20 protein-coding genes are annotated in these 25,612 nt (G+C 41.4%); 17 read left to right on the forward strand and 3 right to left on the reverse strand.

Translation table 11 applies throughout. The annotated features are described in order from the left end of the window. The first annotated feature begins 15 nt into the window (after positions 1-15). The 3 genes from WG905_RS03685 to WG905_RS03695 are packed head-to-tail and all read left to right on the forward strand — an operon-like array spanning position 16 to position 2,942. Positions 16-807, forward strand: coding sequence for a glycosyltransferase family 2 protein (locus tag WG905_RS03685; protein ID WP_339590352.1), 792 nt, complete (start codon positions 16-18; stop codon positions 805-807). A 39-nt stretch (positions 808-846) separates the two neighbouring features. Beyond that, a complete protein-coding gene (locus tag WG905_RS03690) occupies positions 847-1,947 on the forward strand; it encodes a glycosyltransferase family 4 protein (protein ID WP_339590353.1) in 1,101 nt (366 codons plus the stop codon). Continuing rightward, the gene (locus WG905_RS03695) at positions 1,944-2,942 is read left to right on the forward strand and encodes an NAD-dependent epimerase/dehydratase family protein (RefSeq protein WP_339590354.1); all 999 of its coding nucleotides are present in this window, start codon (positions 1,944-1,946) and stop codon (positions 2,940-2,942) included. The genes WG905_RS03690 and WG905_RS03695 overlap by 4 nt, the downstream gene beginning before the upstream one ends. 25 nt (positions 2,943-2,967) lie before the next feature. Here WG905_RS03695 and WG905_RS03700 read toward each other — a convergent pair whose 3' ends face one another. Genes WG905_RS03700 through gmd form a run of 3 tightly spaced genes read right to left on the reverse strand, consistent with a single transcriptional unit; the run spans position 2,968 to position 6,465 of the window. Then, positions 2,968-4,536: a capsule assembly Wzi family protein gene (locus tag WG905_RS03700; protein ID WP_339590355.1), complete on the reverse strand. Its 1,569-nt coding sequence runs from the start codon at positions 4,534-4,536 to the stop codon at positions 2,968-2,970. Positions 4,537-4,565: 29 nt separating this feature from the next. Next, on the reverse strand, positions 4,566-5,351 hold the full coding sequence (locus tag WG905_RS03705; protein ID WP_339590356.1) for a WecB/TagA/CpsF family glycosyltransferase: 786 nt from the start codon (positions 5,349-5,351) through the stop codon (positions 4,566-4,568). Between the two features lies 1 nt (position 5,352). Next, positions 5,353-6,465 carry a GDP-mannose 4,6-dehydratase gene (gene gmd, locus WG905_RS03710; RefSeq protein WP_339590357.1) on the reverse strand — a complete coding sequence of 371 codons (1,113 nt, stop codon included), beginning with the start codon at positions 6,463-6,465 and terminating at the stop codon, positions 5,353-5,355. A gap of 129 nt (positions 6,466-6,594) precedes the next feature. On the opposite strand from gmd, the gene WG905_RS03715 reads away from it, so the two are divergent. From WG905_RS03715 to WG905_RS03780, 14 genes are all read left to right on the forward strand, one after another. Next, positions 6,595-7,992, forward strand: a complete 1,398-nt coding sequence (locus tag WG905_RS03715; protein ID WP_339590358.1) for a UDP-glucose 6-dehydrogenase — start codon at positions 6,595-6,597, stop codon at positions 7,990-7,992. Positions 7,993-8,016: 24 nt separating this feature from the next. Beyond that, the gene (locus tag WG905_RS03720) at positions 8,017-9,006 is read left to right on the forward strand and encodes a UDP-glucuronic acid decarboxylase family protein (RefSeq protein WP_339590359.1); all 990 of its coding nucleotides are present in this window, start codon (positions 8,017-8,019) and stop codon (positions 9,004-9,006) included. A 291-nt stretch (positions 9,007-9,297) separates the two neighbouring features. Further along, complete coding sequence (locus tag WG905_RS03725) at positions 9,298-10,689, forward strand: undecaprenyl-phosphate glucose phosphotransferase (protein WP_339590360.1); 1,392 nt, start codon at positions 9,298-9,300, stop codon at positions 10,687-10,689. A 100-nt stretch (positions 10,690-10,789) separates the two neighbouring features. Further along, a complete protein-coding gene (locus WG905_RS03730) occupies positions 10,790-12,193 on the forward strand; it encodes an undecaprenyl-phosphate glucose phosphotransferase (RefSeq protein ID WP_339590361.1) in 1,404 nt (467 codons plus the stop codon). A 228-nt stretch (positions 12,194-12,421) separates the two neighbouring features. Further along, a complete protein-coding gene (locus WG905_RS03735) occupies positions 12,422-13,126 on the forward strand; it encodes a hypothetical protein (RefSeq protein ID WP_339590362.1) in 705 nt (234 codons plus the stop codon). Positions 13,127-13,329: 203 nt separating this feature from the next. Next, positions 13,330-14,958: a hypothetical protein gene (locus WG905_RS03740; RefSeq protein WP_339590363.1), complete on the forward strand. Its 1,629-nt coding sequence runs from the start codon at positions 13,330-13,332 to the stop codon at positions 14,956-14,958. A 456-nt stretch (positions 14,959-15,414) separates the two neighbouring features. After that, entirely contained in the window at positions 15,415-16,494 is a 1,080-nt protein-coding gene (locus tag WG905_RS03745; RefSeq protein ID WP_339590364.1) for an acyltransferase family protein, read from the forward strand. Positions 16,495-16,666: 172 nt separating this feature from the next. Further along, positions 16,667-17,734, forward strand: coding sequence for a glycosyltransferase family 4 protein (locus WG905_RS03750; protein ID WP_339590365.1), 1,068 nt, complete (start codon positions 16,667-16,669; stop codon positions 17,732-17,734). 113 nt (positions 17,735-17,847) lie between these two features. Then, positions 17,848-19,065, forward strand: coding sequence for a glycosyltransferase family protein (locus WG905_RS03755; protein ID WP_339590366.1), 1,218 nt, complete (start codon positions 17,848-17,850; stop codon positions 19,063-19,065). Then, complete coding sequence (locus WG905_RS03760; protein WP_339590367.1) at positions 19,062-20,309, forward strand: glycosyltransferase family 4 protein; 1,248 nt, start codon at positions 19,062-19,064, stop codon at positions 20,307-20,309. Before WG905_RS03755 ends, WG905_RS03760 begins: the two co-directional genes overlap by 4 nt. Further along, positions 20,296-21,465, forward strand: coding sequence for a glycosyltransferase family 4 protein (locus WG905_RS03765; protein ID WP_339590368.1), 1,170 nt, complete (start codon positions 20,296-20,298; stop codon positions 21,463-21,465). Before WG905_RS03760 ends, WG905_RS03765 begins: the two co-directional genes overlap by 14 nt. 415 nt (positions 21,466-21,880) lie before the next feature. Then, positions 21,881-23,827 (forward strand): polysaccharide biosynthesis protein, encoded by a 1,947-nt coding sequence (locus tag WG905_RS03770; protein WP_339590369.1) that lies wholly within the window; start codon positions 21,881-21,883, stop codon positions 23,825-23,827. A 16-nt stretch (positions 23,828-23,843) separates the two neighbouring features. Further along, on the forward strand, positions 23,844-24,518 hold the full coding sequence (locus tag WG905_RS03775; protein WP_339590370.1) for a hypothetical protein: 675 nt from the start codon (positions 23,844-23,846) through the stop codon (positions 24,516-24,518). Between the two features lie 246 nt (positions 24,519-24,764). After that, the gene (locus WG905_RS03780) at positions 24,765-25,604 is read left to right on the forward strand and encodes a hypothetical protein (RefSeq protein WP_339590371.1); all 840 of its coding nucleotides are present in this window, start codon (positions 24,765-24,767) and stop codon (positions 25,602-25,604) included. The last annotated feature ends 8 nt before the right edge of the window (positions 25,605-25,612 follow it).

Raw genomic sequence — 25,612 nt, forward strand, 5'->3', positions numbered from 1 at the left:
ACTAAATTTGTTTACATGAAATCTCCAAAAATCTCAATAGTAAGCCCCTCTTTCAATCAAGGCCAATTTATAGAGGATGCAATTTTATCCGTATTGAATCAACAATATGAAAATTTTGAGCATATAATTATTGATGGTGGCTCTACAGATAATACAATTGACATATTAATGAAATATCCCCACTTGATATGGATCTCGGAGAAAGATGAAGGCCAAAGTGATGCAATAAATAAAGGTTTTAATCGAGCAACTGGTGATATTATTGGGTGGTTGAATACTGATGATTATTACTTAGAAGGTTCTTTTAGGAAAATCGCCGAAAATTTTAAACTTTACGAATGTGATATAGTTTATGGAGATGTTCAATTTGTTGATAAGAATAAAAAGTTCACTCGAAAAGGAATGAGTAGAATACCTATTAAATGGCTTATCTTCTTTCATTGTTACATTCATTCTGCAGCATTCTTTTTTAAACGTGAAGTTTTGGATAAGGGAATAAGGATTGATCCAAAAATTCACATTACTATGGATAAAGATTTTTTTGCAAATATCTTTTATACGGGATTCAAGTTTAAATACATTCATGAAACATTAACTTCTTTTAGGTGGCATGAAAACAATAAATCGCTTGACACTAAGGAAGTAAGGGATGTAATAAACAATGAAGGAATTTTAATATTAAACAAGTATTCCACTTTTGAAATTCCGAACAATTTTCTTACAATAAAATTATATGCTATTATATGGAATGCATTGCTTCCTTACAAACGAATTTTGAAATGGTACTCATTATACAAGACAAAATAAACTAGCTATAACTTAATTACTTAGATTTTTAAATTAAAAATGTTAAAAAATAAAATTCTTATTATCGGGCAAACTCCCCCTCCATATGGGGGCCAAATAATTCATATTGGAAAGATTGTTTCGATATTGGAATCCAATAAGATAGAACACCGGTTACTAAGAATGAATTTTAGTGAGGATATGGACGAAACAGGGAAATTAAGTTTTTTAAAGATTTATAAACTACTCATGTTAGTGCTTAAGCTACTTAACATGCTTGCATTTTATCGACCTGACTATGTATATTATCCTCCTTCTGGATGTGAGAAAGTTCCAATATATCGAGATTTTATCATGCTGTTTTTTGTCAGATTATTTAATTTCAAAACTATTTTCCATTTTCATGCAGGTGGTATTTCAGATTTATATCCACAATTAAACTTTATTTTTAAAAAAGTTTTTAAGTTCATTTTTTCGAAACCTACTTACTCCATCTGCATGAGTGAATCAGGGGTGAAGGACCCACAATTCTTAAAGTGTTCTGAGATTGTTGTAATTCCATACGGTGTCGACGATGTCAAATTAAATGTAGATATCCTAACTTCAAAGGATGTAAATAAATTTCAAGTTTTATTTGTTGGCGTTTGCAGAGAAACAAAAGGGATAATAGATTTCGTGAAAGTTGTTGAAAAGGCTAACTCTTTAAACACTAAAATTGTTGGTAGGATTATTGGTAAGGTGTTCTCACATATAGAAGATCAGGCAATAAAAGAAGGGATAAAAAAAGGTATAATTAAATATGAAGGAGTTAAGATCGGGAAAGATAAAAATGCGGTATTTTGTGAATGTGATGTTTTCTTATTTCCTACTTTTTTTGAGCATGAAAACTTCCCAACGGTTAATTTAGAAGCTTTTTCTTCTGGATTACCTGTGGTCTCTACTCAGTGGCGAGGGGTTGTTAATCAAATAAAAAACAAATACAATGGATTTATACACGAAATCCACGATATAGATGGGATGGCAAACTCAATAGTGGAAATTTCAAATGATCCTATATTACACTCTCTTTTATCAAAAAATGCAAGACACGACTATTTGAATTTATATTCAGATGAACTGTTTGAGCAAAATATTCTAATCTTTTTTAAATCACTAAAATGAAATCAATACTAATCACAGGAGGGTCAGGTTTTATTGGAACAAATTTAATAGACTTACTTTTATCCAAGGGATATAATAATATTGTAAACCTTGACAAAGGAAGCCCAGTAAAAAAAAGCCACTCTGATTATTGGGTTAATGAAAATATCATGAACTTGGAAGGCATGACAAAAATATTTGAAAAGTGTCAGCCTGAGGTCGTTATTCACCTTGCCGCTAGGACAGATACTTTAAGTAATAACCTTTATGATTATGAAGAAAATACTATAGGGACTGAAAATGTACTAAACGCTATCAAAAAAACTCCTTCTGTTAAGCATTCAATTATTACATCCACTCAATACGTTTATAAGTCGACGGAGAAGCCGTTTCAGTTAAAAGATGATGACTATATCCCTCATACTACTTATGGACAGAGTAAAGTGCTAACTGAACAATATACCCGTAGTGCAAATTTAAATTGTGCATGGACGATTGTTCGACCAGCTAATGTATGGGGGCCGTGGCACATGAGGTATCCAATGGAACTTTGGAGAATAATTGATAAGGGTTTATATTTCCATCCAGGAAGTGGCAAGGTAATAAGAACTTATGGGTATGTAAAAAATATAGTTTATCAAATACTACAAATCATGGAAGCGGATCCCTTGCGTATTAATCAAAAGACTTACACTTTAGGAGATTTGCCAATCGATTCATATCAATGGTTAAATGAACTATCTATACAGTTGACTGGTAAAAGAGTAAAGCGTTTACCTATCTTAATATTTAAAAGCCTCTCTTTAACTGGCGATGTACTACGACGTTTTAGATTCCCATTTCCTCTGTATTCAGAGAGATTTCATAACATGATTGAAGATTACTACGCTCCTACAAATATCACAATATCTGAATTTGGTGTTTCACATCCAGATTTGAAAGATAACGTTAAAGAGTCAATAGAGTGGGTCAAAGGTGAAGGTGCTGTATATTTTGACTATTGGAAGAATAGATAAAGTTTACTTGGATCAGTTTTAAAACTTAGAATGTTTTCTTAAGCTTTAAAACTGATCCAAGTGAGTTCTTTAACAGTTTACCATTATCTAAAGAAATGGCTAATGAAGTATGAAATCCATTTTGTAATGTTTTCATTCCTTCAAAATAAAAAGAGCCTTGATAAACAGGCGTGAAGATATTAGAAAAGTCAGGAGGTATAATGGTGGATCCAGAGGATTTTCCATAGATGCTTGTAGCAAAAGATCCGAAATTTCTAGAATATGTCAATTTTGTTATAAACTTCCAATCATTGAGGCCTCCTTCAAGACCCAAGTGTAATGCAGCAACTCTATTATTCAGAAAATTGTCATAAGGATATATCGCTTGGCCTTCCTTTGCATATTTATTTTGTGTAATTAATGGATTGCCAATTCCGTTGTCTTTGTAAGACCAACCTTCTTGATAGTAATAATTATTATAATAATCTTCATCACCAGATAGTGTAGGGGTTGACCATGGATACCCCCCTTGATTCTTTGAGTAAAAAAATTCAATAAGTGCTTTTTTCCAGTATAAACCTTTTGAATTATTATGTGTTTTTTTGTTTTCGACACTTAAGCCAGTTAAACCATCCGTTATATTAGCAAGTTTGGATAATCCGCCAACATCATAAAAATTTTGGCGGTACAAAGTCAATTTGAATTTTTTAAAATCATATTCAGCACCAACATCAATTGAACCAATTTGATTTCCAATTTTGGACTTAAGTATTTTTTCTGTCCCATAAGATTTCCCAGTAATAACGTATAAAAATGTTTTGGTAGTTGACAATTCAAAATTTGAGCCGTATGTATCTTGTTCATTACCCCAATAAACTTGGTGATTAAATCCGCCATACAATCTTAACCTGTAATCTTTTTTTCCAATTCTTAAATAAAATGATTTTTGATGATAATACGAAATTGGATTATTATTTTTTATACTTATTAAAACTTTGCCGTTAATATCTGTAAGTTGATCAACGACTTTCACCTTTCCTAACCACCCATGTGCAAAATTGCCTTTTACGGATAAAAGGCCATCAAATATTGGTACAATATAGTAATTGGGTATAGATAATTCTAATTTGGGAATACCAAGTGCATTGCCAGATACGGCAAAATTTCCAGAACTTAATACTGTATCGCCATTCAGTCCCATTAAATCCTTACTTCTGCCAGCTTTCAGCTGAAACATTCGAATTTTAAATTTAGCATAGGCTTCTATTAATTGCAAATTTGATTCTTTTCCTAAGTTGGCTCTACCCTCAAATGCGAACCCCCAATCAAATTGCTTTTTTTTATTGTTCAAACTGTCTGTAAGTGACGTTTTTGAGTATTCTTTATATGCACGGCCAATAAAACTTCCTGATGTGCCAGATAACGGGATTGATCCATATTGATTTGAACGCATCCAAAAAGGGACTATGTCATTTGTGGTAACTAGGGCTTGCGATTCAACTTCGTAATTAATACCTGGATTTTGCGATTTAGCCTGAACAAATAAAATTAAAAATACACAAATAACTATAATTGTTTTTTTATTCCAAATACGATGAGCTATCGGGTTATACATTGAGATGAATTGTTAATGATAAACTTTAATTACTTACTTACCCTCCATTTGTTTTTCTTTACTGTCTTTTTAAGCTGTTCTTTTGCTAAAAGATACATGAATAAATTGTTTGTGCGAAAGTATCGTATAAATAACCGTGTAGGTTCTTGCTTTAATCTATAGAGCCATTCGAGGCTATTTTTTTGCATCCATTCAGGCGCTCTTTTTTGCAATCCTATTAAAACAGGTAATGCGCCTCCAATTCCAATCATGATAGCTGGTATTTTGCCCTTCATGGCGTGCATCCATTTTTCTTGTTTTGGACAGCCTAAAACAACAAAAATGATATTTGCTCCAGAATTAGTAATTTTTGTTGCAATTTGATCCATCTCAACTTCACTTAAATCCCTAAAAGGAGGGGAATATAAGCCGGATATATTTAGTTTGGGATAATTTTGTCTAATGTATGCTGCTGTTTGATCAAGCATTTCTTGCGTACTTCCATAGAAATAAACAGATAAGCCCTTTTCTTCGGACGTCGAAAGTAAGTTGGGTAATAAGCTCATGCCGTCAACTCTTTCCTGTTGTTGTTGGTGTAATATTTGGAATGATTTCGCTACAGGCATTCCATCCGGTGTAACTAGGTATGCGCTATTGACAACTTTTCTAAATTCTAATGAGTCATATGCTTCTAATAGCATATGTACATTTGCGACGCAAACATAGGAAGAGATTTTAGCAAGGGCATTATGCATAATGGCACTTACAAATTGCTTGTAGGTGCCATTCGATACATTTATGGAGATTATTCTTTTTTTTGGAAGCCTATTGGGCATATTATTCAAATTGATTTTTTACTCGGTAGCCAGCGTCTTTCAACATTTTCTCTTTTAAGAAATGCTCTACATCTGCGGTCATCATGTCATTTACTAGACCTGCTAAGTCATATTTAGGTTTCCAGTTTAATTTAGCTTTACATTTGCTTGGGTCACCTATCAATAAATCAACCTCAGTCGGGCGGAAATAACGTTTATCAACAGCTACGACTTCTTTACCAAGTTCTATTTGGTAATCAGGGTTACTGCATGATGCCACGGTTCCCTTTTCATCTACACCTTTGCCATTAAAGGATAATGTTATTCCAACCTCAAGGAATGCCATTTTAATGAAGTCACGAACGGTGGTTGTTACACCTGTTGCAATTACAAAGTCTTCAGGAGTATCTTGTTGCAAAATCAACCACATAGCTTCAACGTAATCTTTAGCATGGCCCCAGTCCCTACGGGCGTCTAAATTTCCTAGGTATAATTTTTCTTGCATACCTAAGGCAATTTTAGCAGTACCACGTGTAATTTTCCTGGTAACAAATGTTTCACCCCTTAAAGGGCTTTCATGGTTAAACAAAATTCCATTACAAGCAAACATTCCATAAGCCTCCCGGTAATTAACCGTAATCCAATAGGCATACATTTTCGCAACAGCATAAGGAGAACGTGGGTAAAAAGGTGTGGTTTCTGATTGAGGTACAGCTTGTACCAATCCATATAATTCAGAAGTAGAAGCTTGGTAAACCTTTGTTTTATTTACTAAGCCTAAAATCCTAATGGCTTCTAATATCCTTAAAGTTCCAATTCCATCTGCGTTTGCAGTATATTCAGGCGTTTCAAAACTTACCTGTACATGACTCATAGCTCCTAAATTATAGATTTCATCAGGTTGTACTTGTTGAATAATGCGTATTAAATTCGTGGAGTCACTTAAGTCACCGTAATGCAGAATAAAACGTACATCACTTTCATGTGGATCCTGATATAAGTGGTCAATGCGGTCTGTATTAAATAAAGAACTCCGACGTTTAACGCCATGCACTTCATATCCTTTTTTTAACAAGAGATCAGCTAAATATGCACCATCTTGTCCTGTGATCCCTGTAATAAGAGCTCTTTTCATAGATTTATATGGAATGTTGAAAATTGTTAGTAATATTTCGCTAATATATTCAATAAAATATAAACTTAATATTAGGAAATTAAGAATTTAACATATATCATGTTATTTTCGCCAAATACATTTAGAAACATGAAGAAGCACATTACTAATATTTGCTGCATCGGAGCAGGTTACGTTGGCGGTCCAACAATGGCAATCATAGCCAAACAGTGTCCTCACATTAAGGTCACGGTTGTTGATTTAAATGAAAGCAGAATTGCTGCCTGGAATGATCCAAATACCCAAAACATTCCAGTTTATGAACCTGGATTAAGTGAAGTAGTGGCGGAGGCTAGAGGCAAAAATCTATTTTTTTCAACAGAAGTTGACAGGGCCATTGATGAAGCCGAGATGATCTTTATCTCTGTAAATACCCCGACGAAAACTTTTGGCTCAGGAAAAGGCATGGGGGCAGATCTTAAGTATATAGAGCTCTGTGCAAGGCAAATTGCCAGGGTTTCAAAAACAAATAAAATCATTGTAGAAAAGTCTACACTTCCTGTGAGAACAGCCGAAGCGTTAAAAGATATTTTAGAAAACACGGGTAATGGAGCGAAATTTCAGGTCTTATCAAACCCTGAGTTTTTAGCAGAGGGTACAGCTGTTACTGATTTATTAAGTCCTGACCGGGTTTTGATTGGAGGAGATTCAACAGTTGAAGGGCAAAATGCGATCCAGGCCTTAGTTGATATTTATGCCTATTGGATTCCAACAGAACGCATCCTGACCACAAACGTTTGGTCATCAGAATTGTCTAAATTAGTGGCTAACGCTTTTCTTGCCCAAAGAATTTCTTCGATAAACGCGATCTCAGAACTATGCGAAAAAACAGAAGCTGATGTCAATGAGGTATCTAGGGCAATTGGTGCGGATAGTCGCATTGGCCCCAAATTCTTAAAGGCTTCTGTAGGCTTTGGTGGATCATGTTTTCAAAAAGATATTCTAAACTTAGTTTATATTTCACGCTCTTTCGGCTTACAAGAAGTGGCCGATTACTGGGAACAGGTGATCATCATGAATGACCATCAAAAAAGACGATTTGCTTTAAACATGGTGCGGAACTTATATAATACCGTGTCAGGAAAGAAAATTGCATTTCTAGGCTGGGCTTTTAAAAAGGACACCAATGATACTCGGGAATCAGCAGCAATTTATGTCGCCGATATCTTATTAAATGAGCAGGCAGAAATAAAAGTATATGATCCAAAAGTTAAGGAACATCAAATCCAGTCAGATCTAAATTACCTTGGCACGCGCACAGCCGAGGAAAATCAACGTGCAGTAGCTGTATTTGAGGATCCATATGAAGCCTGTAAAAATGCCCATGCAGTTGCAGTATTAACAGAATGGGATGAATTTAAAACCTACGATTGGCAGAGGATTTATGATAACATGTTAAAGCCAGCAAAGATTTTTGACGGAAGAAATGTGTTGGATGTTGAAATGCTAAAAGCAATAGGGTTTAAGGTGCAATCGATTGGAATCTAAAAAGTAGGATAATATAAATTATATATGGAACGTAAAAGAGTATTAATCACCGGGGCAGCGGGTTTTTTAGGGTCACACTTATGTGACCGTTTTATCAAAGAGGGATATTTTGTAATTGGGATGGATAACCTGATTACCGGTGATCTACACAATATCGAACACCTTTTTAAACTAGAGAACTTTGAATTTTATCACCATGATGTTTCAAAATTCGTTTATGTGCCTGGTCCGCTGGATTACATCCTTCACTTTGCATCGCCGGCGAGCCCGATTGACTATTTAAAAATACCGATACAGACTTTAAAAGTGGGTTCCCTGGGAACTCACAATTTATTAGGGGTAGCAAAAGATAAAGGGGCCAGGATGCTCATCGCTTCAACTTCTGAAGTTTATGGGGATCCTAATGTAAACCCTCAACCTGAAGAATACTGGGGTAATGTAAACCCGGTAGGCCCAAGGGGGGTATATGATGAAGCCAAACGTTTCCAGGAAGCCATGACCATGGCTTACCATACTTTCCATGGCCTGGAGACCCGTATTGTCAGGATCTTTAATACGTACGGACCAAGAATGCGCCTTAACGATGGACGGGTATTACCTGCCTTTATTGGCCAGGCGCTGCGTGGCGAAGACCTTACTGTTTTTGGTGATGGTTCACAAACCCGTTCTTTCTGTTATGTGGATGATTTAATTGAAGGCATCTACCGTTTACTGATGAGCGATTATGCAATGCCTGTAAATATTGGTAATCCTGATGAAATTACCATCAAACAGTTTGGTGAGGAAATTATCAAACTGACCGGTACGCAACAGCAACTGGTATTAAGAGATTTACCTGTAGATGATCCGAAGCAACGCAGGCCCGATATCACCAAAGCAAGGGAATTGCTAAACTGGGAACCGAAAGTAAGCAGGGAAGAAGGACTTAAAATTACTTACGAATATTTCAAATCTTTACCTAAAGAGGCTTTGTTTAATAAAGACCATAAAGATTTCAAAACCTATAACCGTTAAAACGATATGTTTTAAAGGAATTAATTTTACATAACAATAAAGGGATCTATGACCCTTTATTGTTTAAAAATGCAAGGATACACAGATCTCAAAAATATACTTGGCATTTTTAACTTCATATTTACTATAAGGTTGTTCATTTCACCAAAAGAAAGACCTTTCGAGACATGAAAGATCCTGAAGCCTATTATTTTACGTAAGAATCACATAGATTTAACACATTTTCCCTATTTAGCCTAAATTAAATGGGGTTTTGGTACTATATTTGTTGAAACAAGGCAAAAATCTAAAATGCAGACCCGTTATCTATACCTCCTCAAATATATTCTGGCTATAACGGATGTCATCCTGCTTAATTTCATTTACTATTTAGCATGGCGCATCACCGATCACCTCGGAAAAGAGGTTTCTTTTGAAATCGTACAGCACCAGATCATCATTTGCAACCTGACCTGGTTATTCAATGCTTCCATATTTGGATTATATACCGAATACAATGCACGGAGGATTGAAAGAATTTATCGGGCCACCTTTAAATGCATCCTAGCGCATTTTGTGCTATTTTCGCTGGTCTTGCTGGTACAAAATGACCAGGATTATTCACGCACCCTGATGTTGGTGTTTTATATCTTGTTGCTCTTTTTCTTTGTCTTGAACCGTTTCATCGGCACAGGCATCCAGTTTGTATTGATCAATAAATACAGGGCGACCAAAAAAGTAGCGGTCTTGGGTTTTAACGCAACAGGAAACCGGGTAGCGGAATACCTGCAAAAACAAAGAAATATAGATTTTTACGGCTTCTTAGGGAATTACAACCCTCAACTATACACCAGCGATGGGCAGCTGTCTGCCTTGGTCATTGAAGAAATGGAACTGGCTGCAGCAAATGGCGTCAAAGATTTATACGTTTCGGTTCCACCAGAAAGGATGTCTAAAATCCACCACCTGGTCAAAGAAGCAGACAAACAATGCCTGCGGTTGAAATTTATCCCGGATATTGCCGGTTCTCTCGCTGCGCCTTATACCATTAAATACATGGGTGGGGAGTTCCCGATCATTACCTTAAGGCATGAACCCCTGGAAGAACTGGGGAACCGTTTCAAAAAGCGGGCATTTGATCTGATATTTAGTACACTCGTTATCGTTTTCCTGCTCAGTTGGCTGTATCCCATCATTGCCCTTTTGATCAAACTGCAAAGTAAGGGTCCTGTTTTATTCAAACAAGAGCGCAGCGGCCGTAATGATGAGCCTTTCTGGTGTTACAAATTCAGGAGCATGACGGTAAATACAGCAAGTGATTTACAGCAAGCCACTAAAAATGATAGCCGCATTACGTCGATCGGTGCTTTTTTACGCCGAACCAGCCTGGATGAATTGCCGCAGTTTTTTAATGTTTTCCAGGGCAAAATGAGTGTCGTAGGGCCAAGGCCACACATGCTCAAGCATACCGAAGAATACAGGGCCATCATTGGCCAGTATATGGTACGACAGTTTTTAAAACCGGGTATTACCGGCTGGGCACAGGTCAATGGTTACAGGGGCGAAACTAAACAACCCGGTTCCATGGAAGGCCGCGTAAAGTATGACATCTGGTACCTGGAACACTGGACCTGGGGTTTAGACATCAAGATCGTTTTCATGACGGTCTTTAACATCATCAAAGGGGAAGAGAACGCTTATTAATTGCAAAGATCGCTTATCTTCTTTTTGAAGAACAGTTTAAGTTTTATGAATATTTGTATTAACTTCGCGTTATTATGATACAAATCACAATACGACCTCAATGACTGAAAAGTACGGAACCTACTTTAAGTTCATAGGCGCCTTTATAGATCTTGCCCTGTTAAACCTCAGTGGTTACCTGGCCTACCTTTGGGTCGTGGCTGCTGGCCAGGAAATCGCACACCACATCAACTTAGTACACCTCTTACTGATCAATTTCATTTGGTTCAATGTGACCCAAATCACAAAGCTCTACCAGAACCTCTTCAGCAAGGATGCCATCCCCTTGGTGAGGCAAAGTATTTCCGCTTCCGTCATTTTTGCAGCCCTTATTTTTGCTTTGGTTTATGCGGCGCCACAGTTTACGGTCTCCCCTCGATTAACCACCTATACTTTTATATTTTTCATTCCCTTGTTTATGCTCGGGAAACTAGCCTTTTTACTCCTTCGCCGCTCCAACAGGGCCCAGCTTATTCAGTATGTGGATGTAGTGATCGTGGGTGCCGGTCCGGTGGGCATTGAACTGAAAAAACTCATGGAAGCAAATCCTTACTGGGGTTACCGGGTCATTGGTTTTTTTGATGATAAACCTGAATTACAGGCCGGAACAGAAGTGGATGATGTGTATGTATTGGGTAGGGTCAATGAATGCATTGATTTTGTGAAAAAATATGGAATCAAAAAGATCTATTGCGCTTTACCAGACCGGGCAATCAAAAAGATCGATGCTTTAATGCGGCAGGCCGACAAGGAAATGATCCGCTTTAAATTGGTGCCGGATGTAAAAGATTATTTCCGTAAAAATGTAAGCGTGAAGATGTTGGGTCATTTACCGGTAATCTCTCCGCGTACAGAACCGCTGGAAATCAAGGCTAATATGCTATTGAAGCGTTGTTTTGACATCGTGTTTTCCATCTTGGTCATCCTATTTGTATTGACCTGGCTGATCCCCATCTTCGCAATCCTCATTAAACTCGAATCCAGAGGACCGGTTTTTTTTAAACAGCTCCGCTCTGGAAAAGACAACCTGCCTTTTTATTGCTGGAAATTCAGGAGCATGCGCGTCAATGCGGATTCTGATAAACAACAGGCCAGTAAAAACGATAGCCGGATTACCCGGCTCGGTGCATTTATGCGTAAAACGAGTATCGATGAATTGCCGCAGTTTTTCAATGTACTCAAGGGTGAAATGTCAGTAGTTGGGCCAAGGCCACACATGCTAAAACATACCGATGAATATTCAGCGCTCATCGATAAGTTCATGGTCCGTCATTTTGTATTACCAGGTATTACCGGCTGGGCGCAGGTCTCTGGCTTAAGGGGGGAGACGAGAGAAGATGGATCTATGGAAGCCCGGGTAAAAGCAGATATCTGGTACCTGGAAAACTGGTCTTTGCTCTTGGACCTAAAAATTGCCTTTTTAACTGTGTGGCAAGTGGTGGATGGAGATAAAAATGCTTATTAACTGAGGTTCACAAAATTATTTGTGTATTAGTTACACAAAATTGTGTGTAATACGGTGTAAATAATTAACTTAGCGCTGTTTAAAACAGTCTGGGGGCGCGATTAGTTCCCGGAACGGAATCCGGGATAACGACAAATATTACGGAATTACCATCCAATGACGGTTTTTAGCCTATAACTGACGAAATAAAATAAACCCAATGACAATACAAAACTTCATTAATTAACTATGAAAAGAAGAATTACTTTATTATTTATGAGCTTTTTCCTGTTCGTAGGTACACAGGTCAATGCACAAGTTACCAACATGTCTATCGACAGTACACTGCGTAACCAGTTTTACATCAGCGCTCATGCTGGAACACAAGGTGTAGGCCTGGACTTGAAATTTGCGCCGGTTCCTGCTTTTAAAATCCGTGCGGGTGCAAGTATCCTGCCTGTAGAATGGAGTACGGTGTACAGCGTTCGCAACCAACCCACCAACCTTGACCTCGATGCTGCATTTTCTAATGCACACTTGATGTTCGACTGGCATCCTTTTATCAATGAAACCTCTTTCTCACGCATGGTGATCGTTACGGCGGGTGCAGGCTATTTCTGGGAAGCAGAAGGTGATGCAGTGGTAACTTACAATGGAGTGTATAACTATGGAGATATTGAAATCCCAAGCGAAGACCTTGGTCAGCTGATCGGAAATGTGAAATGGAACAAAGTAGCACCTTACCTGGGTATCGGCTTTGAAAATCCGTTCCCGGCTAAAAAGGTCAATGTGGGTTTTGCACTTGGTGCATACTACATGGGAAAACCTGATGTAAGTTTAACAGGAACAAAATTCTTGACCAGGAACGAAAGTAACGAAGAGCAGTTTGGAAAAAACATGTCCGGCTACCAGTTGCTTCCTGTTTTACAAGTTAACTTGAACTATAGGTTTTAATCAAGTTCCTCGTCATCCCGGCTTGTAGCGCCGTCATCCCGGACACCTCCCGGACTGAGTTCCGGGACCGGGATCTCAATTACGCAACTATCATGAGGGATACCGGAACGGTGTCCGGCATGACGAACGACTTACCAGATTGATTTACAAGTTACCAGAAGACAAAATCTCCTCTAAAGATTAAAATATAAATTATATACCCAATGAAAACATCTTTGAAATTATATAGCCTGATCCTTTTTGTAGCGTTTATTTTTAACGCCTGCAGAAACCCAGCCTATGAAATGAACGTATTGTTTGATGCCAATGTCATCGAATACAAAGCTACCCTGGTATTAAAGGATGCGAATGGTAAAGCTTTACCAAATAACTTAAATGTAGCTATCGGCGGAACTGATGCAAAAAGCATTTATGATTTTTCCGGAACAAAGCAGGTTTTTGCACCAGGTGGTGTGATCACTTTAGGGGTAACACCTAAAGATGTGCCTACGGCTGCTAAAACTTTAAACTTTAATGTGATCATCACCGGACAAGGTTATGATGATAAAAACATCCCTGTTTCCATTGCTTTGGATCAAAAAAGCCAAATCGTGAATGTAACGATGCTGGAAGTAAGCAAACCATCTCCTGTAACGGCTATTGCGAGCAGGAATTCGCCATTGGTAAGTGGTACAACTTCGACGGCAACTACTTTATCTACACCAAGCGTAGGTACAGTGGCTGAAACGGCTACAGTAACCGTTCCTGCAGGTGTGCAAATGAGAAATGCAGCAGGTGCGGCGATCACTGGTTCTTCAGTTAAAATCGATATGATTAACTATGAGGCTAAAGATCCTGCAACGAATGAGTTATTTCCTGGTGCGAGCCTAAGTGCGCCTAATGTAGTTGGTGCTGATGGAGTTACAGGTTCTGCATTTTTTATCCCTGCCGGTTTCACCAGCATTAAAATGTTTGTGAACAATAATGAGGTAAGAAACTTCAGTGCACCAATCAGTGTGAACGTGGAAGTGGATCCAAACTTTAAACCTTCTGCCACTGGTGCGAATGTAAAAGCTGGCGATAAATTACCGGTTTACAGTTATGATGTGAATACAGGTCAATTCAAATATGAAACTTTAGGTACGGTTGCTTTAAATACACGTGGTAAATTGTCAGTTACTTTCCCAACGAATCACTTAACGGTATTTGTGGTAGGTGATGCTTTTGATACGAAAAACTGTGTAAGCCCTCAATTTACTTTCCTGGCACCATGGTTAAATGATGCTACTTTACCAGTAGTGATTGAAGTATTCAGAACTTCTGATAACAGAAAGATTGTGACCAAGACAGTGGAAGTTGCCAATGGCATCGCTGGTTATTTTAAAGGTCTTCCTAAAATCGGCGTGACTTACAAAATAAGCCATTACAATGGTGATCAATTAAGTACAGGTACCATTGCTGATCCTTGTGCTGGTCAGGAATTTACCATTGACTTGAAGCAACCAACAACACCGGTTGATCAGATCACCTTAGAATTAAACGTTACTTGTCCGGGTACTGGAAAGATTGTCGTTCCTAACTTTGACTTATTCTTCAAACCAGCAGGTGCACCTGATACTGAATATAAATTCTTAGGTACTGCGATTGAAGGTAAAATAATCACTACCTTGTTAAAAGTAGGTTCTACTTATGACTTTAGAGCAGGTTGGAAAAATGAAACGAAAGTGGTTAACAACCGCACCATCGATAAACTGGATATGTCTGTAGGCGTAGGTGAAGGTGAATTCCTTGGAACTAAATCTCCAGAACACAACAGGGCTTTATTGATTGAAGCTTGTAAATTGATTAATTAACAACAGAATTTTATACGGGGCCAAACTGTATCTTTTATCAAAGACGTCTAACAAGACAAATCAGGATGCTGTTTACAGCATCCTTTTTTTTGTTTATAGGGTTCGTCATCCCGACGGGTTCGTCATCCCGGGCTCCGTTCCGGGATCTTAATCTACAGATGACGAACGAAGTCCGAGATGACGACAATTCAAAGAACAATAAGGGATGCTGAAAGCATCCCTTATTTATTTCTTTATAATCCTTGAATTTCTTCCTGCGATTATTTTAGGCTTGTTTTATTTAATTAGTAAAATACATTTAACTTCCCGAATTATTTTTCAATCGTAAAATTGAAACCTTGATTGCACCATAAATTTGTCGTCTTGTAAACTGTGTTTACATTCTATGCCTGGCGCCAGAGCTTGGTGAGTTAATTGTTGTTCAATGCTAGGAAATCTTAATAATCAAATCATCCGATGAAGACAAAATCAAGGGTTTTAGAACTAGATGTGATCAGGGCTATTGCGGTGTTGATGGTGATTGTTTTTCACTACACCGCCAGGTTCGATGAGCTGTACGGGCCGTTTGAACACAACATCACCTGGTTCAAACATGGGGGAGTGCACCTCTTCTTTATTTTTAGCGGTTACCTCATTTACAGCTCCTTGTTAAGTTCGAAAAACGGACTCGAGTTCATCACCAAAAGGATCCTGCGCCTTTATCCAAGTTATTGGGTTTGTCTGATTACTTCCTTTATCATCATCTCCATCTTCGGTCTGCCCCATAGGGAGGTCAGTTTCTTTGATTTTATCGTCAATTTTACCATGGTGCAGTATGTTTTTGATGTGGATTCCGTCGATGGTGTATATTGGTCACTTTTCTACCAGCTGACCTTTTACTTTTTCATGGCCTTTTCTTTCAGGATCGTCAAAAGCAAATACCAACACCTGTACTTCATTGCCTGGCTATTTTTGTTTATCCTTAACAGCACCGTGATGCCGGATGGGAAGATCAATATCCTGTTTTCTCTACACTACAGCATGTTGTTTTTAGGGGGCATTTATTTCAGCAAGTTATACAAGGAGAAAAGCCTCATTAATATCCTGATGCCCTTGGTCACCTTTTTCTGTTTCGTCATATTCGTCGACGAACCTTTAGACGCTACCCAAATTGCGATTATCGGCGTTTCTTATTTATTGATTTATGCCTATGCCTTCCAGCGCTTAAACCTGAAATTCCTGGCACCCGTGGCATTGTTGGCCCCCATATCTTTTGAATGGTACCTGCTCCACCAAAACATTGGCTATATCATGCTGAATCTCCTCTATAAAAATGTTCTGGAACACCCGGTCATGATTTTAATTCCGATGACAGTGACCGCTGCCATGGCATGGGTAATTTATAATTATGTGGGCCAGCCAACAGCACAGTATTTAATAGAGAAATTGAATCGTTACACCGGCCGCCATTCGCCCGTTATCCCGGGCTCCGTTCCGGGATCTATTCCAAACGAGATCCCGGAACGGGTCCGGGATGACGAGAAAATTCCGGGATGACGAGAAAATTCCGGGATGACGAGAAAATTCCGGGATGACGAAGGAACGGGTGACGGTGCATCGCCATGTGTAACATCTTGTGTATCTGATTGTATAACAATAAATGAGCGATTCAGCCATTCCTGCCTAACTTTATCACCAGACGGATTATGGTATCATTAAAATATTCAAATTGAAGCGGATTTTAGTCTACACAACCCAGATGATGGAAACTGGCGGTATTGAAAGTCATGTCCGTGAATTCTGTTTCCACATGAAAAGTGCTGGAATTGAAATTGACTTGATTGTCTTAAATGCGCAAATGCCACAAGACATGGAGAACTTGTTTAAAAGTATTTGTCATCGCATCTTTCTCTGCAAAAATGGACGTTCCTATTCTCGGCTTTTATGGTTGATTCATATTTCACGAATCTGTCGCAGCTTTAAATATGATGCCATTTATTCTAATGGGCAGGGTAACAGTATCGCATTGCTGAGGTTATTATTAAAGCGGCAGACAAGATGGGTTCACCACCATCACATGGCAGGGGATAAAAAAGATCAAATGACCTGGACGGCTGCTTATCGTAGCGTGCTGATGAAATCATCAAAGGTCATCGCCTGTTCAAAACAAAATGCATTGGAGATGCAAAATGCCCTCCATAGAGATATTGATACCATCCCCTGTTTTTCAAGGAAAATTGAAGGTAACAACTTTCCTCGAGACAACGGTGCTGCAGTTCGTTTTGGATATTATGGCCGCCTTATTCCTGAAAAAGGGATCGCTACGCTTTGTAGACTGAGTGATGATCAGGATTTTAATAAGGTAGAATTTCATATCTGGGGGGAAGGAATAGCCTACCCGGCTTCTTTTTTTGATCAATACCCCAAATTAAGGTATCATGGTAAATTTAATAGTGAAGATGGATTGGCCGATGTGTTACGCACTATTGATGCTTTCTTGTTGCTATCTGTCCATCCGGAAGGTTTACCAATCAGTCTTTTAGAGGCCATGGGATTTGGCCTTCCCTGGCTTGCAACGGATAAAGGTGGGATTCCTGATATTGTTTGTGACCCCATTTCAACAAGGGTGATCCCTTCCACCTCAAGTTATACGCACATGAAGAATGCGGTGCTGTCATTCGCTGAGGATATCGCTGCCGGAAAGATCTCAGGAGAAGCACAGCAAGAGCTTTATGCGGAAAAGTTTTCCTCTTCCAGGCTGCTGTGGAGATGGAAAGAAGTGCTTGGGATTGTGTAAATATTTGTGTATCTGATTGTATACCAAATGCTTAATTCTTAAATCTTTCCTGCCTAACTTTAGGGTTATACGGCTTATTCCGTAGCTGAACCCTATAACCCTCTCCCCAAACGATGAAGATAGCTTTTATATGTGGTTCGCTCGAGCCCGGCAAAGATGGTGTAGGTGACTATTTAAGGCGGCTCAGCCTGGAATTGCTTCAGCAGGGGCACCACGTGTCTTTAATTGCCATCAATGATTCCTTTGTGGTAGAGGATAGCCTGGAACCCCAGGATATGGCAGGCTTGACTTTCAGTGTCATCAGGTTGCCCCGGGTTGGATTGGGAACGTTGGAATTGTATTTCTTGCGGACCTGGCTGGTTAAATTTAATCCCGACCTGATCAGTCTTCATTTTGTGCCTTTTTCCTTCCATGCGAAGGGGCTGAGCTTAAACCTGGCTAAAAAACTGCGCTATATGGGGGAGGGCCGAAATTGGCATATCATGTTTCATGAACTTTGGCTGGGCATGGAAACGCAGGCTTCCCTGAAATACATCATCTGGGGAAATTTGCAGCGATGGCTCATCAAACAGTTGTTGACGGAATTAAAGCCGCAATTAATCACCACACATACGCCCTTGTACCAGTGGCACCTGCAAAATATGGGTTGTGAGGCGGCTATTTTCCCTTTATTTAGCAATATCCCCGTCGCCTCGTGTTTTTCTGAAGAAACCTTCACGAAACACAATTTTTTCATTGATAAAAGACAACCCCTTTCCACAGAAATCAAGGCCCAGCGAATGGCTTCCTTAGCGGCTGAAAGCGAAAGGTATATCAAGGAAGATAAAGGGTTACGGACGCTCGAATTTGTAGTTTTTGGAACCATCAGCAGGGATGCGCCTTTCGCGGATTTTACAAGGGAGGCCCGGGACTATGCAGAAAAACACAACCTGCATATTATCCTGACTTTCATTGGGCGTTGTGGCCAGGAAATGGGCAATTGGGTGTCGATCTGGTCCGAGGCGGGAATGCAGTACCGGGCATTAGGGGAACAACCGGAAAAGGTCGTTTCTGCGACACTCCAAAAGGCCAGTTTTGGCCTCTGCACCACGCCTTTTGTACTGGTGGAGAAAAGTGGTTCGGTAGCGGCCATGCGTGCGCATGCCTTGCCGGTCATTTGTATCACTAAACCATGGACGCCCATGGGGATGCCTGAACTGTGCCTGCCCGAAGATATCCGGGAATACCAGCCCGGCCGTTTCAAAAATTGTATCGAACAAAAGCTTCCTGCTGCGCCCGTTTTCCATGTCGCGGACGCTGCCAACCAGTTGCTTAAATATACAGTGCTATGAAAATGATGCTGACGCATCCCACGGGGAATGAAAATGTAAGGGCACTGCTGATTGCCTTGGAGCGAACGGGCTTATTGCATAGTTTTCATACCACCATTGCCATCAATCCGGAAAGTTTCGCTTTTCGTTTATTGCCTGTGGCGCTGCGCAAGGAATTGCAAAAGCGGGTGTATCCGGTCAATTATGCCGGCATCCATGTAAAACCCTTGCTGGAATTGGGACGTTACCTCATGCCCAGGATCGGTCTAAAGCATTTGGTGGACCAGGAAACCGGGTTTTTGAGCATCGACCAGGTTTGCAGAAACCTCGATCTGGCTTCTGCCGCAAAGTTGGCTTCTTTCAAAAAACAGGGCCTTGATGCCATTTATGCTTATGAAGATTCAGCCCTGCACTCTTTTAAGGCTGCGAAGGAACAGGGTATCCAATGTATGTATGATCTCCCCATAGGCTATTGGAAAGCGGCGCGGCAATTATTGCAGCAGGAGGGGGAACGCTGGCCGCAATGGGTTTCGACTATCGAGACGTTTTGGGATAAGGACGAAAAGTTGCAGCGCAAGGATGAGGAACTGCGATTAGCGGAACGCATTTTTGTGGCCAGTTCTTTTACCGCGAAAACCCTCCAGGCATATCCGGGGAAACTCGCGCCTGTCGAAATCATTCCTTATGGTTTCCCGGCTGTTGCGGTCGACCGACGTTATACGGAACTGAAAAACAGGAAACTCAAATTATTATATGTCGGCAGCTTGTCGCAGCGAAAGGGAATTGCTGATCTTTTTGCCGCTGTTCAAAATTTAAGTGCAGATGTAGAACTTACCATCCTTGGCCCTAAAACGGGTGCCGATTGTCCGGCTTTGGATAATGCTTTAAAGGCACATCGCTATATTCCGCCCGTGCCGCACGACGAGGTCTTAAGGATCATGCAGGCGCACGATGTATTGGTTTTCCCTTCACTTTTTGAGGGCTTCGGCTTAGTCATCACCGAAGCGATGTCGCAGGGTATGCCCGTGATCACCACCGATAGAACGGCAGGTCCGGACTTGATTACCCATGGAAAAGATGGTTGGCTCATTGAAGCGGGTTCTACCATTGCCTTACAGCAGGCTATGGAGAAATTACTGGATCAGCCGGATAGGGTCACGACTGCCGGGATGGCCGCCATAGCCACTGCCCGAAAAAGACCCTGGTTTAGTTATGGAAAAGAATTAACGGCTGCCTTAAAAGGTGTGATCCATGAAACAGCATGAACTTCATTTTATCCTGCTCGCCAATTACCTTCCCGATCGCCAGGAAAGCATGGCCAGGTATGCCCTGAACCTCAGGGATAGCCTCCATAACGAACAGGTGCAGGCGGAGATCTGGTATCCCACTGTCTTTTTTGGGACCTTCAGTAAAAATACCCATGCTGGTGTGGGTAAATGGCTCACTTACCTCGACAAGTACCTGCTTTTCCCGGTCCAGCTGTGGCTGAAACTGAAGCTGAATAGGGGCTATGCCCAGGAGCTGACTTTTTTTCACATCTGTGATCATTCCAACTCTCCTTACCTCAGCTTATTGCCTGCCAACCGCTCTGGGATCACTTGCCATGATGTATTGGCGATCAGGGGTGCCGCGGGCTTTAAGGATACGCATTGTGAGTCTTCGGCCACCGGAAAAATTCTTCAGCGCTGGATACTGACACACCTCAGCCGTGCAAAAATTCTCAGCGCTGTTTCTCAGTTCACCATGAAACAGCTCCTGGAACTGAGTAAAAACAGGCAGCCTGATAATGCGCGCTGGAGGGTGATCCCTAATTCTTTTAATGAGTGCTTTTTCCCGATGGAAGCGGCTGCAAGTGCGGTTTTATTAGCTAATTACGGTATTGGGGAGGGGGAACCTTTTCTGTTGACGGTCGGTTCTGCCGAACCCCGGAAAAACCGGAAATTACTGTTGGACATGGCGCATTGCTTAACCGGGCAATGGGCGGGCTTGATCTGTTATGCCGGTCAGCCGCTGGATCCTTCATTGCTGAACTATGCTGAAAAACTGGGTCTAAGAAACCGCGTCATCAACATCGTAGAGCCGGATCACCGGGCATTGGTGGCTCTATATAGTGCCTGCACGGCTTTTGTTTTTCCTTCTTTTGCCGAGGGTTTCGGCTGGCCCCTCATCGAAGCCCAGGCCTGTGGTGCCCCGGTCATCGCCAGTAGCAAGGCGCCCATGCCCGAAATCACCAATGGGGCAGCGCTTTATGCAGATCCTTATGCCCCCGCAGACTTTGCCGATGCTTTCTTAAAGTTGATGGAGGCGGGCCAGCGCGAGCGGTTGATCGCATTGGGCTTTGAGAATTGTAAAAGGTTTGACAGGGGTCTGGTGGTCAGGGAGTTCATTGATTTGTATATGGAATCGTCGTTAAGAATGTGATCCCGGTTGGGAACGTCATCCCGGTTAGGAACGTGATATCGGTTGGGAACGTCATCCCGGTTGGGAACGTGATCCCGGTTGGTAACGTGATCCCGGTTGGGAACGTCATCCCGGTTAGGAACGTCATCCCGGGCTCCGTTCCGGGATCCATGTAATTAATGACCATTAGAGATCCCGGAACGGGGTCCGGGATGACGATGGAACGGAGCCCGGGATGACGATGGAACGGGGCCCGGGATGACGATGGAACGGGGCTCGGGATGACGGTGGAACGGGGTCCGGGATGACGATGGGATGACGGTTGTGTGAAACGAAAAAACCTTGTGTAATTTCTTGTGTATTCACTTGTATACCTAAAGTTTAGTTTTCTTTAATGCATAATCATTAAATTTGAATAAGAATTAAAACCGCACCAATGTTCACGAAAATAGAGATCGTTCCCCGCTGGGTTATATATACCATTGACTTAGGCTTAAGTATCTTCGCCCTCTTCCTTGGCAACATACTGAAGGCCAATTTTGTACTGGATGACATCAATTTTCCGTCCTTGTACAAGTCGGTCGTGGTACTTGCGGTGATCAATACGCTGGTTTTCTTTAACCTTAAGACTTACTCCGGAATTGTCCGCTTTACGTCCGCACAGGATTCCTTCCGGATCCTCACTTCCGTGATGGCCAGTTCTTCCTTGTTTTTCTTTGCCAATGCCGTGGCGATCTCTATGGAAAGGCCGCCGATTACCAATAATGTCGTGATCATCATTTATTCGCTTTTTACCTTCCTCTTTCTAATTTCCTACCGTGTTTTCGTGAAGTATTTTTTCATGTACATCAAAAATGCCAGCCTGGATAAGGTGCGGATCATTATTTATGGTGCCGGACAGGCGGGTTTGGCCACCAAAAGAACTTTGGACCATGACCAGCGGATCAATAAGAACATCATTGCCTTTGTGGACGATGACCTGCGTAAAGTGGGTAAATCCATCGATGGGGTCATGATTTTGAATGCCGCTGACCTCGAACACCTCGTGAAGAAACATGCACTGGACGAAATTATCTTCGCCAGTTATACCATTCCGCCTGAGCGTAAAAACCAGGTGGTCGATATTTGCCTCGCCCATCGCATCCGGATCTTAAATGTGCCTCCTCAGGATGCATGGGCGAAGGGTAAAGTAAGCACTTCCCAGATTCAGAACATGAATATTGAGGATTTGCTGAACCGGGAAACGATAGATATTGATACCAACCGGATCCAGTCTGAACTTAAAGGAAAAAGGATCCTGATTACGGGTGCTGCCGGATCGATCGGCAGTGAGCTGGTGCGCCAGCTGAGGGCCTTTGAAACGGGCCTGATCATCATGTGCGACCAGAGTGAGACAGCCCTCCATAATTTATACCTGGAGATTGAAGAAACCCGTGGCAATCCTAATTTCCTTGCTTTCATTGGTGATGTTCGTGATCACGAGCGAATGGAATACCTATTTAACAACTTTAAGCCCCAATACGTTTATCACGCCGCTGCCTATAAGCATGTGCCATTGATGGAAGATAATCCGGCAGAAGCAGTGAAAACTAACGTGTTGGGCACTAAAACCATCGCTGACCTCTCGGTTAAACATGGCGTGCTGAAGTTTGTCATGATTTCCACCGACAAAGCCGTGAACCCCACCAATATCATGGGGGCTTCCAAGCGCATTGCGGAAATCTATGTACAATCACTTAACAATTCTCTTTGCAAAACTGATGTCATGTTCCGGAATGGCCTCAGTTATTTAAATGAACCGGGGCTGAAGCCGAGCACCAAATTTATCACCACCCGTTTTGGAAATGTTTTAGGTTCTAATGGCTCTGTCATCCCGCGCTTTAAGGAACAGATTGAAAAAGGAGGCCCTATCACAGTGACACACCCTGATATCACACGTTATTTTATGACGATCCCTGAGGCCTGCCGACTGGTGCTGGAGGCGGGCTGCATGGGAACCGGGGGCGAGATCTTTGTTTTCGATATGGGTAAGTCGGTTAAAATTGTGGAACTCGCCAGAAAAATGATCCGACTTGCGGATTTAGTCCCCAACCAGGACATCAAAATCGAATACACCGGTTTAAGGCCAGGAGAAAAATTATACGAAGAATTGCTCAACGATAACGAAAATACCATGCCCACCCACCATGAGAAAATCATGATCGGAAAAGTCCGTGAATACGTCTTTAATGAGATTGCAGACCAGATTTATAAACTTTTAGGGCATGCAGAACGTAATGACGACCGTAAGGTAGTGCTGCAGATGAAAACCATCGTTCCTGAATACCAAAGTAAGAATTCCAAATTTGAGGCATTGGATTTGGAGATAAAATCGTTGAAATGAATTAAACTTTAACATTATGCTGAGCAAAGCTTCCCTGGTTTATCTGGCACTTACCTTCTCATCCGTTTCACTGGCCTTCGCTCAACATTCTTCCTTCTTTATCTCCCCGCACGTGGCCACCCAGGGCCTCGGACTGGAGTTTAAATTTGCTCCCCAACCGGGATTAAACTTCCGTGCAGGGGCCAGTGTGCTGAAATTTCAATTCAATACGGATTATACGGTGCGTGCACAGCCTGCAAACGCTGAGGTGGATGTTGATTTAGCGAATGCACACCTGATGTTAGATGTGCACCCCTTCATTAAATCTGATTCCTTTGCGCAGAAATTCCTGCTTAGCGCCGGGGCTGCTTATTTTTGGAAAGATGGCGGCAATGCCCTTGCCACTTATCCCGGTGATTATATCTATGAAGGTTTTACCATTCCCTCGGAAATGGTTGGGGAGCTCTATGGGGAGGTGCGCGGGAATAAAATTGCGCCTTATTTTGGCCTCGGCTTCGAAAACCCCCTGCCCAAAAAACGGGTCAATATTGGTTTTGCTTTAGGTGCCTATTACATCGGTAAACCTGATGTGGACGTCACCGGAACCAAATTTCTTGAGGACACCGAAAGTGATGAAGCAGAGTTCCGCGACAACGTTTCCAGGTTCCGCTTTTTACCAGTCCTTCAAATCAATTTAAATTTCGCGCTTTAAGGTCTTTCCCCATCCCGGCCGCTGACGTGATAGCGACGTTAGTGCAGCGTTACCATGCGAGCGCCATGCATGCGCAGTGCCAGCACCATGAGTCCACGGTTTGCTCGGTAAAACGTGGACTCACTGTGGACTCACTGTGGACTCATGGTGGACTCACGCTAATTTTCCTCCATTTCTTAGCTAAATAAATTTGCTTTCTATATTCAAGTGGTTTAACTTTCAATAAAATGATAATCTCTTAATGATATGGCAACAAGCGACGACAGCGGAAAATTTAAAGGAAACATTGGTAATTTAACTTACCGGATATTCAATGGTATAGCGATAGTGCAAACCAGGCCTGGTCCAAAAACGGTTAAACAGACCGTGTCGACCAAAGCAAGCAGCGTTGATTTTGCCCTGAGCAGTAACCGGGCAAAGGTTTTAAGGGAAATTTTGTATCCGATGATCAGGGGGATGCACGACAACAAAATGGTGAACCGCCTCAATGCGGCGGTAGGGGATGTGATTCGCTCAAATATGACCCTTGCGCCGGGTTACCGGGACCTGGAAGATGGGGACTTGCAGTTCCTGGATGGTTTTGAATTCAACAGGCATTCGCCTTTTTCAAAAATGTTGAAGGCAAAGCTGCGCCTCGACCAGAATTACCTGGAAGGCATTAAGATCAGTTTGGATGCTTTTGATGTGAAGGAGGCAATGACTTTCCCGGAGATGGCTTCTGGCTGTACCTTAAGGGTGCTGCTCTCGGCGGTCAGTCTGGCGCGTAACGAATACCAGTACTGTGGGACTGCAGAACTCGACATCCCGGTGAACAGCGAAGAGGTTCCCGAAATCGAATGGTCTTTCCTAAATGGTTTGCCTGAAAATTGTTTGTTTGTCGCCTCCTGTTCCCTGGAGTATTATGAGGATGGCCTGTTTGATTCCGTTAGTTTAAATCATAAACACTTCAATCCGGTCGCGTTGATCGGTTTAATGAAGGGAAGAGATTTTGAAGTGCAAGACCTCCTGCCGGAAGAAAATTCCTCCAACTGGAATACCTGGCTCCCGATTTCCGGTATCAATGGAAATAAATTGCGCCTGGGCTAAGTCCGGCA

This window comes from Pedobacter immunditicola (genome assembly GCF_037482985.1).
In the GTDB taxonomy this organism is placed as follows: Bacteria; Bacteroidota; Bacteroidia; order Sphingobacteriales; family Sphingobacteriaceae; genus Pedobacter; species Pedobacter immunditicola.

Excerpts from the sequence above, each read along its gene's own strand:
- WG905_RS03685 (WP_339590352.1), top strand. The coding sequence starts at position 16 with ATGAAATCTCCAAAAATCTCAATAGTAAGCCCCTCTTTCAATCAAGGC.
- WG905_RS03690 (WP_339590353.1), top strand. The coding sequence starts at position 847 with ATGTTAAAAAATAAAATTCTTATTATCGGGCAAACTCCCCCTCCATAT.
- WG905_RS03695 (WP_339590354.1), top strand. The coding sequence starts at position 1,944 with ATGAAATCAATACTAATCACAGGAGGGTCAGGTTTTATTGGAACAAAT.
- WG905_RS03700 (WP_339590355.1), bottom strand. The coding sequence starts at position 4,536 with ATGTATAACCCGATAGCTCATCGTATTTGGAATAAAAAAACAATTATA.
- WG905_RS03705 (WP_339590356.1), bottom strand. The coding sequence starts at position 5,351 with ATGCCCAATAGGCTTCCAAAAAAAAGAATAATCTCCATAAATGTATCG.
- gmd (WP_339590357.1), bottom strand. The coding sequence starts at position 6,465 with ATGAAAAGAGCTCTTATTACAGGGATCACAGGACAAGATGGTGCATAT.
- WG905_RS03715 (WP_339590358.1), top strand. The coding sequence starts at position 6,595 with ATGAAGAAGCACATTACTAATATTTGCTGCATCGGAGCAGGTTACGTT.
- WG905_RS03720 (WP_339590359.1), top strand. The coding sequence starts at position 8,017 with ATGGAACGTAAAAGAGTATTAATCACCGGGGCAGCGGGTTTTTTAGGG.
- WG905_RS03725 (WP_339590360.1), top strand. The coding sequence starts at position 9,298 with ATGCAGACCCGTTATCTATACCTCCTCAAATATATTCTGGCTATAACG.
- WG905_RS03730 (WP_339590361.1), top strand. The coding sequence starts at position 10,790 with ATGACTGAAAAGTACGGAACCTACTTTAAGTTCATAGGCGCCTTTATA.
- WG905_RS03735 (WP_339590362.1), top strand. The coding sequence starts at position 12,422 with ATGAAAAGAAGAATTACTTTATTATTTATGAGCTTTTTCCTGTTCGTA.
- WG905_RS03740 (WP_339590363.1), top strand. The coding sequence starts at position 13,330 with ATGAAAACATCTTTGAAATTATATAGCCTGATCCTTTTTGTAGCGTTT.
- WG905_RS03745 (WP_339590364.1), top strand. The coding sequence starts at position 15,415 with ATGAAGACAAAATCAAGGGTTTTAGAACTAGATGTGATCAGGGCTATT.
- WG905_RS03755 (WP_339590366.1), top strand. The coding sequence starts at position 17,848 with ATGAAGATAGCTTTTATATGTGGTTCGCTCGAGCCCGGCAAAGATGGT.
- WG905_RS03760 (WP_339590367.1), top strand. The coding sequence starts at position 19,062 with ATGAAAATGATGCTGACGCATCCCACGGGGAATGAAAATGTAAGGGCA.
- WG905_RS03765 (WP_339590368.1), top strand. The coding sequence starts at position 20,296 with ATGAAACAGCATGAACTTCATTTTATCCTGCTCGCCAATTACCTTCCC.
- WG905_RS03770 (WP_339590369.1), top strand. The coding sequence starts at position 21,881 with ATGTTCACGAAAATAGAGATCGTTCCCCGCTGGGTTATATATACCATT.
- WG905_RS03775 (WP_339590370.1), top strand. The coding sequence starts at position 23,844 with ATGCTGAGCAAAGCTTCCCTGGTTTATCTGGCACTTACCTTCTCATCC.
- WG905_RS03780 (WP_339590371.1), top strand. The coding sequence starts at position 24,765 with ATGGCAACAAGCGACGACAGCGGAAAATTTAAAGGAAACATTGGTAAT.